The sequence below is a fragment of the Magnetococcus sp. PR-3 genome (genome assembly GCF_036689865.1).
Taxonomy (GTDB): Bacteria; Pseudomonadota; Magnetococcia; order Magnetococcales; family Magnetococcaceae; genus Magnetococcus.
Genome location: NZ_JBAHUQ010000005.1, coordinates 98,530 through 114,226 on the forward strand (window position 1 = coordinate 98,530; position 15,697 = coordinate 114,226).

Annotated in this window: 10 protein-coding genes; 7 read left to right on the forward strand and 3 right to left on the reverse strand. The window is 49.2% G+C overall.

Annotation, left to right across the window (positions count from 1 at the left end):
- Nucleotides 1-72 precede the first annotated feature (72 nt).
- The 3 genes from V5T57_RS05360 to V5T57_RS05370 are packed head-to-tail and all read left to right on the forward strand — an operon-like array spanning nucleotide 73 to nucleotide 4,311.
- Complete coding sequence (locus V5T57_RS05360) at nucleotides 73-1,275, forward strand: ABC transporter substrate-binding protein (protein WP_332890138.1); 1,203 nt, start codon at nucleotides 73-75, stop codon at nucleotides 1,273-1,275.
- Nucleotides 1,268-3,037 (forward strand): sensor histidine kinase, encoded by a 1,770-nt coding sequence (locus V5T57_RS05365; RefSeq protein ID WP_332890139.1) that lies wholly within the window; start codon nucleotides 1,268-1,270, stop codon nucleotides 3,035-3,037. Before V5T57_RS05360 ends, V5T57_RS05365 begins: the two co-directional genes overlap by 8 nt.
- A 32-nt stretch (nucleotides 3,038-3,069) precedes the next feature.
- Nucleotides 3,070-4,311, forward strand: a complete 1,242-nt coding sequence (locus V5T57_RS05370) for an ATP-binding response regulator (RefSeq protein WP_332890140.1) — start codon at nucleotides 3,070-3,072, stop codon at nucleotides 4,309-4,311.
- A 5-nt stretch (nucleotides 4,312-4,316) separates the two neighbouring features.
- On the opposite strand, the gene V5T57_RS05375 is transcribed toward V5T57_RS05370, so the two are convergent.
- From V5T57_RS05375 to V5T57_RS05385, 3 genes are all read right to left on the reverse strand, one after another.
- Nucleotides 4,317-5,711, reverse strand: coding sequence for an HD-GYP domain-containing protein (locus tag V5T57_RS05375; RefSeq protein WP_332890141.1), 1,395 nt, complete (start codon nucleotides 5,709-5,711; stop codon nucleotides 4,317-4,319).
- A 146-nt stretch (nucleotides 5,712-5,857) separates the two neighbouring features.
- Nucleotides 5,858-8,230: a PAS domain-containing protein gene (locus V5T57_RS05380; RefSeq protein WP_332890142.1), complete on the reverse strand. Its 2,373-nt coding sequence runs from the start codon at nucleotides 8,228-8,230 to the stop codon at nucleotides 5,858-5,860.
- Between the two features lie 94 nt (nucleotides 8,231-8,324).
- Nucleotides 8,325-10,937 (reverse strand): putative bifunctional diguanylate cyclase/phosphodiesterase, encoded by a 2,613-nt coding sequence (locus tag V5T57_RS05385; RefSeq protein ID WP_332890143.1) that lies wholly within the window; start codon nucleotides 10,935-10,937, stop codon nucleotides 8,325-8,327.
- Nucleotides 10,938-11,263: 326 nt separating this feature from the next.
- Between V5T57_RS05385 and V5T57_RS05390 the strand changes: the two genes are divergently transcribed.
- The 4 genes from V5T57_RS05390 (at nucleotide 11,264) to V5T57_RS05405 (ending at nucleotide 14,974) form a co-directional block, all read left to right on the forward strand.
- A complete protein-coding gene (locus tag V5T57_RS05390; protein WP_332890144.1) occupies nucleotides 11,264-12,427 on the forward strand; it encodes a GGDEF domain-containing protein in 1,164 nt (387 codons plus the stop codon).
- 228 nt (nucleotides 12,428-12,655) lie between these two features.
- Nucleotides 12,656-13,495: an FAD-dependent thymidylate synthase gene (thyX, locus tag V5T57_RS05395; RefSeq protein WP_332890145.1), complete on the forward strand. Its 840-nt coding sequence runs from the start codon at nucleotides 12,656-12,658 to the stop codon at nucleotides 13,493-13,495.
- Nucleotides 13,492-14,238 carry a tRNA (guanosine(46)-N7)-methyltransferase TrmB gene (gene trmB, locus V5T57_RS05400; protein WP_332890146.1) on the forward strand — a complete coding sequence of 249 codons (747 nt, stop codon included), beginning with the start codon at nucleotides 13,492-13,494 and terminating at the stop codon, nucleotides 14,236-14,238. The genes thyX and trmB overlap by 4 nt, the downstream gene beginning before the upstream one ends.
- Before the next feature lie 220 nt (nucleotides 14,239-14,458).
- Nucleotides 14,459-14,974, forward strand: a complete 516-nt coding sequence (locus V5T57_RS05405; protein ID WP_332890147.1) for a hypothetical protein — start codon at nucleotides 14,459-14,461, stop codon at nucleotides 14,972-14,974.
- Nucleotides 14,975-15,697 lie beyond the last annotated feature (723 nt).

The following is a 15,697-nucleotide window of genomic DNA, read 5'->3' on the forward strand; positions in this document are numbered from 1 at the left end:
AGAGACGGCGTTTGGTGTAGGCTTACACCAAACGCCGTTTTTTTTCTGAAATGAATACACTTGGATTGCGGCATGCTTTCTATCCTGCATACTTTTTCGATCTATCTATGTATAGCCTTCTGCTTTATCACGGTTTTTAGTTCAACAACTAAAGCAGAAGGGTTGCCACTGCTTATTGGTTTATCCGCGGATCTGAGTTCAGGTTCGGCTAAATCGGGCATGGCCATACGGCGGGGCGTGCAACTGGCACTGGATGAGGTGAACCGTGCGGGGGGCGTATTGGGTCGTCCGCTAAAACTGCACGAACTGGATCACCGAGGAAATCCCCAACGCGGTATTGAGCATATTCGACAACTGTCCAAGCTGCCGGATTTGGTGGCCGTCATGGGTGGTCTACATACGCCCGTGGCACTACAGCAACTGCCGATGATTAAGAAAAAGAATCTGCTGTTTCTGCTACCTTGGGCGGCAGGCACTCCCTTGGTGGATAATGGTTTAAAACCCAACCCCGTTTTTCGTATTTCGGTACGCGATGCCGATGCAGGACCCTATTTAGTAGAAAAAATGATGGAGCGTGGCTTCCGTCGACCTGCTCTCTTGTTAGAACGGACAGCTTGGGGACGATCCAACCGACGTGCCATGTTAATGGCCATGGCGCGTTTGGGTATAGAGCCTGTTTCCATCCGTTGGTTTTTATGGGGTAGCCGGGAATTTTCGACACAGCTACAGGAGATCCGTAAAGTCCATGCTGATGTGATTCTTATGGTGGCCAATGCACCGGAGGGTAGCGCTATTACACGGGCTATGGCCGAACTTCCTAAAGAGGAACGTTTGCCCATTCTTTCTCACTGGGGCATTACGGGTGGGCGTTTTTATCAGCAAAGTGCCGATGTGTTGGATCAGGTTGATTTACAGTTTCTACAAACCTTCTCCTTTTTAAACCCACCTTTTGAGGGGCGTGCCACCAAGTTGGCTCACGCTTACCGAAACCGTTATGGGCTGGCTTCGTCTGATCCTATCCCAGCCCCTGTGGGTACGGCCCATGCCTATGATCTAACCCACCTCTTAGCCAAAGCGATTAGCCAAGCGGGGGATAGTCAGGTTAGTGCGGTACGTCAAGCGCTCGAGTCCCTGGAGCGCCATGAAGGTGTGGTCAAAAACTATATACCACCTTTTACCCCGACCCAGCGTGATGCGTTAGAAAGTCAGGATTATCAGCTGGCAGTGTTTGGAAAAAATGGGGCAATTATTCCTGTGGAGCGTACATATGAGTGACAAAAAACGTCGCTCTCTCCTGGCGCAAAGCCTGTTACGGGTTTTTCCTATTGCCCTTATCTTAATGGCCCTGGTCTGGTTCACCATCATACTGTTGGGGGAGCAGATGTTGCGGGATGAACATGCCACTTGGCTGGATCAGCACACTGCCCGTATTCGACAAGCGGTGCAAATTCGTCTGCAAGAGATGACAGCGACCCTAGAAGGGCTGGCTGCAAACCCACTGTTGGTTAGTGGTGTGATTATGGGGGAACAGGAGCGAGAGGTTTTGCATCTGTTTTTTCAATCGTTGCGTGCTGGCCGTATGGTCGGCCGGTTTATCATTACCGATTTTCAAGGGCAGGTTCTGGCCCGCCAACAAGGGACCCGTTTAGAGTTACGGGGCGCCCCTTGGTTGGAAGGCATGATGATTGACCAGGGCAAGAACCATTTGGAAATTGGTACGCACGGTCTGCTGCTGGCTGTGCCTGTGCGTTACAATGGTCTGCCAGAAGGGGTTTTAGCCCTGCATATCCCCTTAGAAAACTTAGCTGAACTACTGCCAGCAGAACCAAAACTACGCCTGGCCATTCATGATGCAGGGGGAAAAGTCATTCTCTCTAACAGTGTTGATGCATTGACCCATGTGGATGAGCTCATGCAGGCCGCTTGGATGTGGAACCGGGTTGGTTTGATTAATCCGGTACACCGTTTTCTCTTTGTGGGGGTGATGGAAGAGGATATACCCCGTTCTTTGTGGCTCTTAAAAATAGGCCTGATTATCGCGTTTATTTTGGATATGGTTGTTTTGACCATTGGTATTGTGTTGGTGGTGCGTTCAGTACGTAAACCGTTGCGTCAACTCAGTGAGGTCTTGCGGCAGGTGGAGTATGCAGGGGACACCACCTTGGAACTAAAGGGTAACCCCCCTCATGAAGTGTATGCTTTACAGGCGAGTTTTGAGGCACTGAATGCCAACCTTTCAGAAGCCCGTAGCCGTATTGAGTGGGATGCATTGAGTATGGCACGACAGGAGCGACTGGCCACATTAGGGGCTTTAACAGCCGGGGTGGCGCATGAAGTGAACAACCCTCTGGGGGTTGCGATTATGGCAACTTCAGAGTTGAAAACCCATCGCCAAAACCTCCTGAAGATTATGGATGAAGAGGGGTTAAGCGAAGAGGAGTTCCAAGAGTTTATGGAGCAGAGTGGGCAGTTGACCGACCTGTCCATGCATAACCTGCAACGGGCTGCTGAGCTGATCCGAAGTTTCAAGCGTGTGGCGGTGGATCAAACCAGTGTGACTGAGCGTATCTTTAACATGCGCGAACAGCTACAGGCGGTTATTGCCAGTCATGGTTATGCCTTTAAGCGGCAAAATATTGAAGTGGTGTTACACTGCATAGATGATCTGGAGTTTCAGGGTGCACCTGGACTGTTCAGTCAGATCTACACCAACTTTATTACCAACTCATTGGCTTATGCCTTTTCACCCCAGGGTCCTGGCCGTATTGAGTTGGAAGTGGCTGTGACAGAAACACAGGTCGCTTTGAGTTATCGGGATAATGGTAAGGGCATGTCTGCACAGCAGGTTAAACAGATCTATGAACCCTTTTTCACCACAGGTCGTGAGCAGGGGGGGAGTGGACTGGGTATGCATATTGTGCATACCATTGTCACTCAAGATCTACAGGGGCAAATCCAATGTCATAGCTTGCCGGGGCATGGGGTTAATTTTGAAATTCGTATACCTGCCGATCTGTTACGTCCAAAGCAGGGTTAATGGTTGTGAAGCTGCAATCAGGTGGAGTGGTTATGAGCGGTCAAGATAGCAAGAAAAAGATGGTGTTTAAGCAGAAGGCCAAACCGGCTCAAGCTCAGAGCGATCGGCCCCCCTGGCTGCTGGGGGTGGTTGATGACGAACCCCATCTACATGAAGTCACAGAACATGTCTTGCGTAACTTCACCTTTGAAGGACGCCGGGTCAAGTTGGTGCAAGGTTACTCGGGTGCGGAAGCCAAACGGCTGGTGGTCGAACACCCGGATATGGCAGTGCTGCTGTTGGATGTGGTGATGGAAAGTGACCATGCCGGGCTTGATGTGGTGGAGCATGTGCGGGGTGTGGTGGGTAACCGTGCCTTACGTATTTTGTTAAGAACCGGTCAGGCAGGGTTATTCCCTGAAGATGAAGTTTTTGAAAAATATGATATTAATGACTATTTAGATAAGGCTGAGTTATCGGCCCACCGCATGAAAATGGCTCTAAAGGCGGCTTTTCGCTCCTATGGCACCATGCGGGATCTTGAACGGGCCCAGCAGCGTGAACAGTTATTAAGACAGGCTGCAGAGGAGGCCAGTCAGGCCAAGAGTGATTTTGTCGCCTCCTTAGGTCATGAATTACGTTCACCCACCCAATCCATTATGGGTTTTAACAGCCATATTATGGATGCGGTGAGTGACTCCAATATAGAGCCGGAGATCAAAGCTGAAATTGCCCAGTTTATCCGCTATGCCCAATCCAGCTCTGAGCGTTTGGCAGGATTGATCAATAATTTATTGGATCTTTCCAAGTTGGAATCTGGCCGGATGGAGTTTGCCATTGAGCCGCATAACATCTGGGATGCTGTTAGTTTTGTGCGCATGGAGGTTATGCCACAGTTGCAGCAGAAAAATCTGACCCTAGAGCTGCCTGAGTCTGAGCAGCCATTAACCCTACAGTTTGATATGGGTAAAACCATTCAGGTATTGGTTAATCTGTTCACTAACGCCATTAAGTTCACCCCAGAGGGTGGGACCATACGTATGGAGACCCAACCTGATGGTGAAGCGCGTATGTGGGTCTCGGTGGTGGACTCAGGACGGGGTGTGCCTGAGCAGGAGTTGGAGCAGATCTTTGGTCGCTATCAGCAAGCCAGCAGTAATGGTCTTGAGGATGGTGGAACAGGGCTTGGGTTGGCGATTTCCCGTGAAATTTGCCAGCGCCATGGGGGTTCCCTAAAAGCGAGTAATAATGCCGATGGGGTTGGGGCCTGCTTCAGTTTTTCCCTCGCGCTTTAAACAGCTTAATCTTGTAGACGGTGGAGGACAGCCTCCACCTCCCGACGCAGATGCAAAAGGTGCCCAACCAGCTCTGGATCAAACTGGGTGCCTGCATGATCCCGGAAGTAGTCGAACACTTCAGGCAGCGGCCACGGTTCTTTGTAGCACCGTTTAGAGGATAAGGCGTCAAAGACATCGGCAACCGCAACAATCCGCCCATAGATATGGATCTTCTCCCCTTTTAGACCTTGTGGATACCCCAAACCGTCCCACCGTTCATGATGTTGTAGGGCGATAATGCTGGCGGCTTGCAAGAGAGGCCGCTCCGAGTGGCAGAACATCTCATGACCCCACTGAGCATGTTGCTGCATGATCTGGCGCTCGGTATCGGTTAATGGTCCAGATTTGTGCAAAATGGTATCTGAAATACCAACTTTGCCAATATCATGCATGGGGGTGGCATCCCGTAACCAAACACATTCCGCGGGGGATAGGTTGGCGGCTTGTGCCAGCAAGAAGGCAAACTCTGATACCCGCTCAACATGTTTTGCGGTCTCTTTGCTGCGGGTTTCCCCCACATAGCCCATGGTGTGAATAACCTCTCTTTGTGTGGCCTCAATCTCCTTATAAAGCTCTTGTAAAGATTGGTTTTTTCTTAAAACTATATCATTAAAGGCGTTGATCTTATCTGCAAAATAGTCCAGCTCTATGGATTCAAATAGGTCCAGATCAATAGGAATATGTTGGGTATAGCTGTCGCGGGTTTTTTCAATTAACCCTTCCAGGGGCTCTTTAATGGTACGGTCAATCACCCGAAAGAGGGCATACGTGATCACCACTAAAATGCCAAGAAATAGAATTAACAGGGTATAGAGATAGTGTGTTGAGAGGCCCAGGTAATAGTCCAGGTCGACTTCAAAATCAATAACCGCCAAAACGGTACCCATGGCTACCTGATGACAATTTAAACAGTTGATAGAGGCTGATGCGCGGGCCCGATAAGGGTAGAGAACCCGCATGCGCTGATGGGGGCTATCGAGTTCAGGGGTTATGAACTGGGCAAGGCCCGTTGTAAAGACCTGAGCGACCAGGGGGTCCTTTTGGGCGTGGGGTTGGTGCGGTAAGTTAAACTGCGCATTGACCAGATTACTACGGATAATCTGCAGGTTTTTAATCCGGTTAAGATGCTTTACTCGTTGAACTAACAGTTGTTTTTGTTGGCTAGACCGCTCAATCATGTGGGATGTAATGCCCACCTCAACCGATTGGGCCAGGGTGGTGGCTTTATCGATCATGGCTTCCACGATCAATGCACGAAAATTAAAGCCGATTAAGACAAGGATCAACGCAACAAACAGAAAGGCTAAGCCAATGAGTTTTTTTAGGGTAATGGTTTTGATGCTGGGTTTGCGATCCATGGCCACGGCAACCTATTCTCATGCAGAATACAAGCTATCCAGCTTAGGTTGTGTCTGACATTTTGTCAGTGTTAAATGGTGTAGCTGCACAAAAAATACGGCTTTAGATTAAGCCAGAGGGGGCCGTGAAATGCTGCAGCCTATGATTAGGCCACGGGGAAGCTGACACAGAAGCGTGTACCAATGCCTGGTTCACTCTCACAGTAAATGGTTCCTTGGAGCTTTTGAACCACCAGGGAGTGCACAATATGCATACCGAGGCCACTGCCGCCACTGTCGCGCTGGGTGGTGAAATAGCGTTCAAAGATTTTGTCTTGGGTCTGTTGATCCATACCTTGCCCGTTATCGGCAAAGTCTAGGGTGATTTGATGATCCTGGTCGGTGACGGTCAGGGTAATGATGCCGCTATCCCCTTCTTGAAAACCATGTTTAATCGCATTGCTGATCAGGTTGGTTACAATCTGAGAAACTGCACCTGGCAAGCTTTTAATCTCCAAACCTTGGCGACAGTTGACCTCCATTTGGATGGCCCGTTTTTTAAAGAGGTAGGAGAGTGATTGAACTACGGCTTCAATCTGTTCATCCAGTTTAAAAATATGTTGGGCTTCATCAGATTGGTCGACGGCGACCCGCTTAAAGTTCTGTAGGAGCTCACCTGCCCGTTTCAGGTTGGTCACGGTCAGTTTTAACAGCTCTTCGTTGCGTTGAATAAAGCCATCAAACTCCTCTTCACTAATGCCTTCTGCTTCATAAAGCTTGCGGAAAAGAGCAACCTCTTCCTGTAGCTCGCTGGAGGCCATAACACCAACACCCAGCGGCGAGTTCACTTCATGCGCCACACCCGCAACCATGGTGCCCAAGGTGGCCATGGTTTCCGTTTCTACCAACTGTCGTTGTAGGCTCTGCACATTATCCATACTCTGTTCAAGATCCCGGGTCCGCTTTTGTACACGGCTCTCCAGTTCCGCATTCATCTGCATGATTTTGCTTTCAAACAGAACACGGTCGGTAATATCCACCATGGCGGCAACCAAGCCCGCAAGGCTACCGTCTGCATTGTGGAAAGGGGCTTTAAAGAAGTGCAGTAATCTTTCTTGCCCTTCTCCATTACGAATTTGTCCTTCGTAATCTTGTAAGCCACCCTCTTTGAGCAGCTGCATATCCTTATCGTGATAACGGGTGGCCATCTCTTTAGGAATAAGCTGAAAAATACTACGCCCTACAATCTCCCACTCCGGCAGGGCCAGGAGTTTACAAAAGGCGGCATTGCAGCCCAGAAAGACCCCTTCGGTATCTTTAAAAAAAACAGGAATGGGCAAGGTGTTGAGCAAAACACGTTGAAAATTGATCTCATGGCGCAGGTTACGTTCCAGCCGTTTACGCCGGGTGATGTTTTGCAAGGTAAAGAGAATAGAGGTCTCAGCCTGTTTACCACTGCGGAAGGGGGTAATGGTGACCCGTTCGTACCCTAGCTCATCACTAAAGGTGCTGACCTCTACTTCTGCGGCCCAGGGTTGCCCCAGTTCGGTATGTTTGCGCCAGGAGTGATCGACATCTTCAGGAAAGCCAAGTTGAAAATCACGAATATGAGATCCACTTTTGATCCGGTCCTGTCCACCGGCTGAAGCTCGGAAACGGGCATTGGCATAGAGTAGATGGCCATCTTTGCTTAAGATGGCGGTGGCAATGGGACTGGTATCGATGGCATAAGAGAGCTGTTGATAGGTCTGGTAGTGGCTCAGTTGCTCCAGTAGATCCTGGTGGACCTTCTCCATGCTTTGGCTCAGGCTAATCACCTCCCTGGGCCCTGAAACTTCCAGTTTGGTCGATTGTGATCCGGCCACCACCCGTTCCGCCAAATCGGAGAGCTGGCGAAGCGGTCGGCTGATCCAATTGGCGGCGAACAGTGCCACCAACACCATCATGAACATCACCCCTGCCCAAATAATAAAAGACTTTTGGAGCAGTTCCTGAAGACTCTTATCCAATGTATCCAAACTTAACGAGGCCCCGAGCATATAAATACGCCCATGGCGGTCCAGTTTGGGGACCAGGATCATGCGACCTCGGCCCCACTCATTGGTAAAGGTGCTGTAGGTGGGGGCCATGGCCGCCCGGGTTTCAGCAAAGGCCTGTGGATCACTATGCTTATCAAAAAAACGGGCATAATCCCCCCGGTGGGGGTCTTTGCTGGTCGATGTGCTGGTTGTAAAGTAGACCTGATTACCCATCAGGAGAACACTCCACAAGTATTGTAGATCCAGCTCCAGGCAGAGACGATTGTATTGGTGCAGAATATCTAAATGTTGTTCGGTGGAGACGGACTCTTTGCTTTCAATCCGGTCATGATAGCCAGGGGGCAGGGTTTGGGCGACCATGGCGGCAGAGGTCAGCAGCTTTTGATCAATGCCCTGCATGATGGCTGCCGAGGTGCGGGTATAAAGAAGTAGGGTGTAGAGTCCTGCGGTGATAAGGGTTACCACCAGAAGAATACTCATAATTTGGGTACGAATGGACATATACGGTCGTTATCTTCCCGATGGTTTACCTATCCTACACCATGTTTGCATACCTCATTCTAATGGGTTTGAGAGGGGAAGGTGTAACATAATTTTATCCAACACCTTTTTCCTCATTTTCTGTTGTCGGTTCGGGTTTGAAAAAATGATTACTGGGGCGTGCCAAATGGTAGCCTTGTAACAAGGTTATACCGGAGTTGCGGCACTCATGGGCAATGGCCCCATTTTCCACAAACTCCCCGACGGTTTTGATCCCCAAATCCCTGGCCAGAGTGGCCATACTGCGTACAAAGGCAAGATCTTTATCATCTTCCAGCATGTGGGCGATGAACTCCCCTTCAATCTTAAGATAATCGATGGGAAAGCGTTTAAGGTAGTGAAAGGAGGAGAAACCAGAGCCAAAATCATCAATGGCAAACTTATAACCTTCACCATGTAGATTGCGGATAAAGAGCTCCAGGTTTTTTAAGTTACGTACGGTATCCCGCTCGGTGATCTCAAAGACAATGTTCTCTTTTTTAAGGCCAGATGCCTCGATCATTTTTTTAACGGTGGGGAAAAACTCGCTCAGCACCATCGCTTTGGGGGACATGTTGATAAAGAGCAGGCCATCGTAGTTTTCCCGGCGGGCCTGTTCAAACGCTTTTTCCATACCGACATAGTCAAGTTTGTGTACAATCCCAAGCCGTTCTGCAATTTCAATAAATTCACTGGCACTGTAGAGACGGTCATCGGGAACTTGAATACGGCAGAGGACCTCATGGGCGACCGCATGGCCATTATGGCTGTCAAAAATCGGTTGAAAGAACGGTTCAACCCACTTCTCTTCAATGGCACGCATCACCAGCGCACTTTTTTCGCCAATCTCTTTAAATGCATCAATGACATCTTCTTCAGAAGGTATGGTAAAGGGTTGTTTACCTTCTGCTTTAGCCTTGTACATCATCGTGTCGGCAAAGAGGAAGAGATCCTTGGCATTGGTGGCATGGTCCGGGAAAATGGCGACCCCAATGGATGCACTAATGCCCACCGTTTTACCATTGGTGGTTGTTACCTGAATGCTCTCCGTGGCTTTAAGGATGCGCTCAGCTGCGGCAAAGGGGACCCCTTCTTCCACTTCAGGTAGCATAATGACAAATTCATCACCGCCATATCGGCCCAACACATCCCCTTGTCGCAGGGTGGATCCAATATGATCAGAAAAGGCGATGAGTAGATCATCCCCAACGGCGTGACCGTGGGTGTCATTGAGGGTCTTAAAATTATCCAGATCAATTAAAAGCAGCGCAAATTGGTGGTTATGACGGTTAGCCCGCTCAACTTCCGTCCGTAACAGCTCCCACAAGATTCTCTGATTATAGAGCCCCGTTAAGGGATCTCGTGTGGCATAAAACTCCAGATCACGGGTGTATTTAGAGATGGCCTTTACCGATCCGACCACATTGAGCAAGGTGGAAAGGGTGCTCTCCATGACCAAGACTCGGGTGGGATCTCGGGTAAGGTCAACATGCACCCCAATACCAACAATACCGCCAATCTTGGGCAGTTCCACCACCAGAGACTTGATCTGTAGGCGGAACTCCTCAGGATTAACCGTCATTTCAGGTGCGTCTGGTCGGGCAATATGGTGATTGATGCGGGTGACCGAACTGTCGACGGTAAAGCTGTTATTTTTTTGCAGCTCACTGCAAATAATCGCCTCAATACCATTGCGTGTGTCATCGCAAGGGGGGTCCCGCCAAAAAATCTCCAGATCAAATTGCTCTTCTTCCACCTTAAAAATGGAAAATAGGGCATAGGTGTTCATGACCTGATTAATTTCCAGCAGCAGCTGTTTGACATAGTTTTGCCAATCTTTCACCACATCTGAGGTGATGACAAAACGTTCAAGTAGGCGAATTTCAAACTCCAATAGCTCTTTATCCACCGCAAAGCTCTGTAAACGGGTGGAGAGGCTGTTGACCTGATCAAGAATGAGCGTTACCTCATTAAAGGTCTTAGGGGGGACGCCCTCTTGAAGCTGGGTTAGATCACTGACCTTATTAATCCGTACAATACGCTCTTGAAGATAGTCCAGTGCACCGACCAGCCGTCCATGGATCCACAAAGCCACAAAAAAGGCCGCCAGTAGGGGAATGGGCGTGATCCAAAGCAGGGTGTTGATAAATTCCTGTCGGGTACGTTTAAGAATGGGCACCAAATTTTGGTGGACATCTATAATGCCAAGTACATTGCCAACATCTGCATTGGAGTGGCATTTGAGGCACTCTTCGCGTGCTTTTAGCGGGTAAACCAACCGCAGACTATCCGGTTCATCCACCAAAATACGTTCACCGGTACCAATCGCTTGGCCTATGGTTTCATCACGTGGGGGTTGATCAATGGTCCCATACAGGTCTTCCACCATGGGCGCACGCAAAACATCAAGGCGGTAGTCCCCACCTTCAACGCTGGTACGCAGCGCTGTAATAAAATCTTCGACATCATCACGGGTCCACCCTTTACGCATGACTTGATACATGGACTGGAACGTCTGTTCCGCCATTAGGGTGGCGACTTTCCGGGCATCGCTACGCACGCTACGTTCGTAGATATCGGAGATAACCGCATAAAGAGAGAGGGTCATAAACAGTGTGGCGCCAACCGCAATCGCAAGAATAAACCCCTTGATTGATTTTAGGGGGTTGGCTGTGCTGGTTTTGGTCATTATGGCGTCACGATACCTTAGTTTTCACCGAGCTGTAGCGATGGTGATGATGATGTGTTGAGTGATATAATTGGTGATTATTTCACATAACGTAACAGTAAGGAAAGCTAATTGTGGTCGGGATATTTGCCCCAATGAGACCTGACAAACCTATATTTGAGCCATGTTAAAAAAAGAAAGTTACCAGTCGTTTGGATAAGGAACATGCAAAAGTGCTTGGAGTAAATAAGGATTTACTTATTTCGTGGTTGACGTAAGATAAACAGGTGGCTCAATGAATGGGCTGAATCATGTGTGGTAATAGCGGTGTTTGGGAAATATAACAGATGGATGTATTGCAACAAATTAACCATGGTTTGCAAAGCGCCAAGCTATCGCCACAGCGTATTAGGGAGCTGTTGCACCCTGGTGGCCATGATGATCATTTTAGCCGTCATCGGGCGGATGTCATCATCAGCCGATTACGTATGGCGGGTTTAGGTTTTGGTTTGCTGACGCTGTTGTGGATTCCGCTGGATGCCCTGTTGCTGCCTTGGCCTGCCTGGGGTTCACTGGCTGTGCAACGTTTGATCTCCGCCTTTATCTTTTTTGCCCTGGCCTGGCCGTGGAAAGTGCCAGCAACGCATGGGCGGGCCATGGTCGAGCTGCTCATTCTGCTCCTTAACCCCATGCTCTTTTTTGCGTTGAGTCAGTGGTTGCTGTTGTCGATGGAACTGGGGTCAGCTGGACAGATTTTAATGGGGTTATATACGCTCTTACCGTTTGTGGTACTGGCGGGTTTAAGCTTGTTCCCGCTCACGGCAATAGAGTCCATTCTGTTTGCTCTGCCCATTGTTGGCTTGAGTGCGGTGGGGCCCTTGATGGCAGGCAGCGTGCCCATAACCGAAATTATTTCAACCGCATGGATTATGCTGTTGGCGGTTGGTGTCTATGCGTTGGCTGGGGTTATTCAGCTGCACTATATGCTCTCATTGGTTAACCGGGTCATGCAGGATGCTTTAACAGGAGCCTTTACCCGGCACACTGGGCAAGAGCTGGTTGATTTATATTTTTTGATATCTATTCAGCATGATACTTCGCTTTCTCTGGTGCTTATTGATCCCGATAATCTGGGGCAGATTAATGAAGCCTATGGCCAACAGGCGGGTGATGAAGCCATGCGGGAGGCCGTAACCTGTATGAGCCAAGCGTTACGCCGCAGTGATATGGTGATTCGTTGGAGTGGTGAGACGTTCCTTGTTTTGATGGCCAATACAGATACCAAAGGCGTTAAGCGGGCCTTACAGAAAATTATGGCTGATCCATGGTTGGGCAAACGCCCAGATGGTAAATGGCTAACCGCCAGTATTGGTGTCAGTGAGCGTATTGAGGATGAGATCAGCGATTGGCCACAGATGGTAGAGCTGGTGCATGAACGGATGTGGCAAGCGAAAAAGGGTGGTAAAGGGCAGGCTGTGATCAGTGGTGGTGAGGTCATGAAACCCCAGTAAACATAAAGGCCTGACAGGTCATAGATTACACCAGAATATGCAGTTTACACCTGTAATTGTCTTAAGGGTGGCAGTGGTGAAAACCGCCTAAGGGAAGGTTGCGTTCTCTCTTCTGAGAGGGGCTTTTTTCTATTTCAAAATAACAATCTGCACATTTCACCTTTTAGAGCAAATCTGCTATCTTTTCTGATTCCCAATTCACCTCCTCACAAGTGAGTTTCAAACGTTATGGAAGCCTCTACCGGTACTGCATTCCAAACCGAACCCACCCGCGAAATGGCCGCAGAGATTGAAACCCGTCTGCAGTTGAATCCTGACTATGCGCAACGGATCGGAAATTTTGGCTTTTTGGAACTGGAAGAGAGTTGGGGGGATGAGGCGACCATTATTAACACCGCCCGTATCTCCACCACCAATAAACGGGTACAAAACCTGGAAGATTTCACCGACCGGGAACGCACCCTGTTGCACTATCTGCTGTCCCATAACCATGGCACCCCTTTTGAAACCGTGCATTTCCGGTTTCGTGTTGTGGCACCGATTTTTGTGCTCCGTCAATGGATGCGCCACCGGATCTGTTCCTTTAATGAGTTCTCTCAGCGTTATCGCCGACCCATCACCGCGTTCTATGTGCCCGACCAAGAGGCTTGTACGGTTGATGGCTTTGAAGTGATGACCCAGGAGTCGGTAGAGCGCTATTGTGAGTTGGTGGAGTCCATGCACCGCTTTTACCATGACGAATACGAGCGTATTTGCACACGTATTGGGGATGCTGAAGAGGCGGGAGAGATTGAAAAAACAGCGGGGGGTCGTAACCCCTATCGTGCCCGTGCCCGTGAACTGTTGCGTAACGCCATGCCGGTTAGTACCTACTCCGATCTATATTGGACCATTAACTTCCGTGCATTGATGAATTTCTTTGATCTGCGTCGTAAACCCAATGCGCAGTATGAGATCCGTGCTTATGCCGATGCCGCGTACCAGATGTTCTGTAAAAAAATGCCTCTCCTTGGCGAGACCATGAACCGTGTTTTGGATGAGCGCGCCAAGATGGGTCTGGAAGAATGAGTGACCTTACCACCCAGCCGGTGGCAAATCGTGCGGATGATGTGGATGAAGCGGAGCTTAAACGGCGTCGTTTTAAGACCCATGGCCGTAAAAAAGGCAAGGTCAATGATAACCGCTTGGCCAGAATTGAGCAGGGATTGGCCCAGCTTGAACTGAAAGCAGGTAGTGAGACCCGTGAAGAGCTCATTACCCATTTGGGTGGGGATGCACAAACCCAGCGTGTGGTGTTAGAAATTGGTTTTGGTAATGGCGAAACCCTGGCCACCCTGGCTGGGCGTCACCCGGAAGACCGCTTCATTGGCATTGATGTCTTCTTGGAGGGGGTCGGTACGCTGCTCAACCGGCTGGATAAAGCAGATATTTCCAATGTTCGTTTGGTGTGCCAAAATGCTTTTCAGGTACTTTTGGAGCGTATACCGGATGAGAGCCTGGATTGGGTGATTATTAACTTCCCTGACCCTTGGCGCAAAAAACGTCACTTTAAACGGCGTATTGTCCAGACGGCATTCCTAGATGCGCTGGCGCCCAAAATGCGTAGGGGTGCAGATCTGACCTTAGCAACGGACTGGGCCAATTATGCTGAGTGGATGGTAGAGCATATTGAACCCCATGCTGCCTTTGCCAATCAATCCACCGAACCTCCCTATGCGCCACCTCCTTCCTGGTGGATTGAAACCAACTTTCAGCGTAAGGGTATCGCTGCAGGGCGTATTATCCGCCATCTGCATTATAAACGCAGTTAAATGTCTGGTGGTTGGCTCGCTTTTAATGGCGTAAGTTTGTCATACTTGCCATGGTGGGCTCATACCTTAGGCATGGGTGGTATGTCGACATATTGGAAGTCATGTCCGCCCCAGTGAATGATTGCGTTAGGGATGATCATTCACTTAACCCTGAACATGAAATATGGTAAAGTTCTCGGTGTAAATACGTAGAAAATGCAACCCTATTGGAGTAATAGGTATGACTTTGAAACAGGTCGGGATGGCAGCTTTAGTGATGATGGGACTGGGAGCCGGACAGGCCATGGCCGCGGCAGATTGTGCACAACTACCCACCCGGCAACAGGAAAAGCTTCATTATGAGCGGGTCTATGAAATGATGGCCTATGAAACCATGACCCTCTGTTCAACCAAGCATCCCTATTTCAAAGAGATGGATGATAAAGAGTGTAAGCTCTACCGAAAAAACCTCTCTGAAGGTGTGGTGCGTATGAACTCAATTTTGGGTGGTATTAAGTTTGCCGACCCAAAACTTCGGGCGATCAGCGAGTTTTCTGCAAATCTTAAAGGGTGCAGTGAACCCTTTATGGCTCAAAAGAAAATTCTTAAAGCTGGTACTGCAACACTACTGAACTCCATGCATAAATTGGAAGTCCAGGCCGATGAGTGCCGTGAGGCCCATGAACGGTTAGGCATTTGGTGTGATAAACAGGAACTAACCTTGAAGCATAAGGGTAAAGTGCCAGTGACTAAATAGTTATCTGAGCTGTTTATGCGACCCCGTTGCACAACAGATCAAGCCAGGGATTTTTCCCTGGCTTTTTTATTGGGGGGGGCTGGGTTGGGTGATCTTGTTGTGGGTTTACACCATGGTGTGTACGCAGTGTGGTAGAGATTTTAGGCCATGGGGTGCGTCAAGCCAGGTTGTACTCTCCTTGCTGTACGTGCCGATCTCTATCGGTATGGGCCGCTTGGTTTTAAGTGCATAGGGTGGCTGCTATGGTGGGCACAATCCAGACCCTATGGGATAATCAGAGTAGTACCGTATCGGTTGAAACGGTTTAAATAGGGTGGGTTAAGGATAAACAGACCAGCATATGTCGACCACTTGATCTCTTGTTAACGCTTACGGCAAAAGGGTTGCTGAATAAGGGGCTTGTGAACGTGGTGCAAGCGATTTTTTTAAATACCCTTTAGGGTGTCCTTGCTTGGTTGCGTCCATGAATCAAGTGCGCCGATGGATGTGTTGTATCGCATGGTAGAGATCGCTTTACCCATAAAGATAAAGCTCTGTATTTTTGAGCATGTTTCCAAACCGTATGGATTACTCACACCCTACCATTCAACCAATCTGGATGTGTTGGAGAGATGAGCGGCCGCCTGAATACCCCTCCTTTGAGATTAAGGTGCCTATAAAAAAAGGCAGGGCAGGGGTCCCAATGGTGGGTACCCCGTGCCTGCCCATATAGACTTTTAACCG

What these genes read in the sequence shown, in the direction of transcription:
- V5T57_RS05360 (WP_332890138.1), top strand. Translation starts at nt 73, where the DNA reads ATGCTTTCTATCCTGCATACTTTTTCGATCTATCTATGTATAGCCTTC.
- V5T57_RS05365 (WP_332890139.1), top strand. Translation starts at nt 1,268, where the DNA reads ATGAGTGACAAAAAACGTCGCTCTCTCCTGGCGCAAAGCCTGTTACGG.
- V5T57_RS05370 (WP_332890140.1), top strand. Translation starts at nt 3,070, where the DNA reads ATGAGCGGTCAAGATAGCAAGAAAAAGATGGTGTTTAAGCAGAAGGCC.
- V5T57_RS05375 (WP_332890141.1), bottom strand. Translation starts at nt 5,711, where the DNA reads ATGGATCGCAAACCCAGCATCAAAACCATTACCCTAAAAAAACTCATT.
- V5T57_RS05380 (WP_332890142.1), bottom strand. Translation starts at nt 8,230, where the DNA reads ATGTCCATTCGTACCCAAATTATGAGTATTCTTCTGGTGGTAACCCTT.
- V5T57_RS05385 (WP_332890143.1), bottom strand. Translation starts at nt 10,937, where the DNA reads ATGACCAAAACCAGCACAGCCAACCCCCTAAAATCAATCAAGGGGTTT.
- V5T57_RS05390 (WP_332890144.1), top strand. Translation starts at nt 11,264, where the DNA reads ATGGATGTATTGCAACAAATTAACCATGGTTTGCAAAGCGCCAAGCTA.
- thyX (WP_332890145.1), top strand. Translation starts at nt 12,656, where the DNA reads ATGGAAGCCTCTACCGGTACTGCATTCCAAACCGAACCCACCCGCGAA.
- trmB (WP_332890146.1), top strand. Translation starts at nt 13,492, where the DNA reads ATGAGTGACCTTACCACCCAGCCGGTGGCAAATCGTGCGGATGATGTG.
- V5T57_RS05405 (WP_332890147.1), top strand. Translation starts at nt 14,459, where the DNA reads ATGACTTTGAAACAGGTCGGGATGGCAGCTTTAGTGATGATGGGACTG.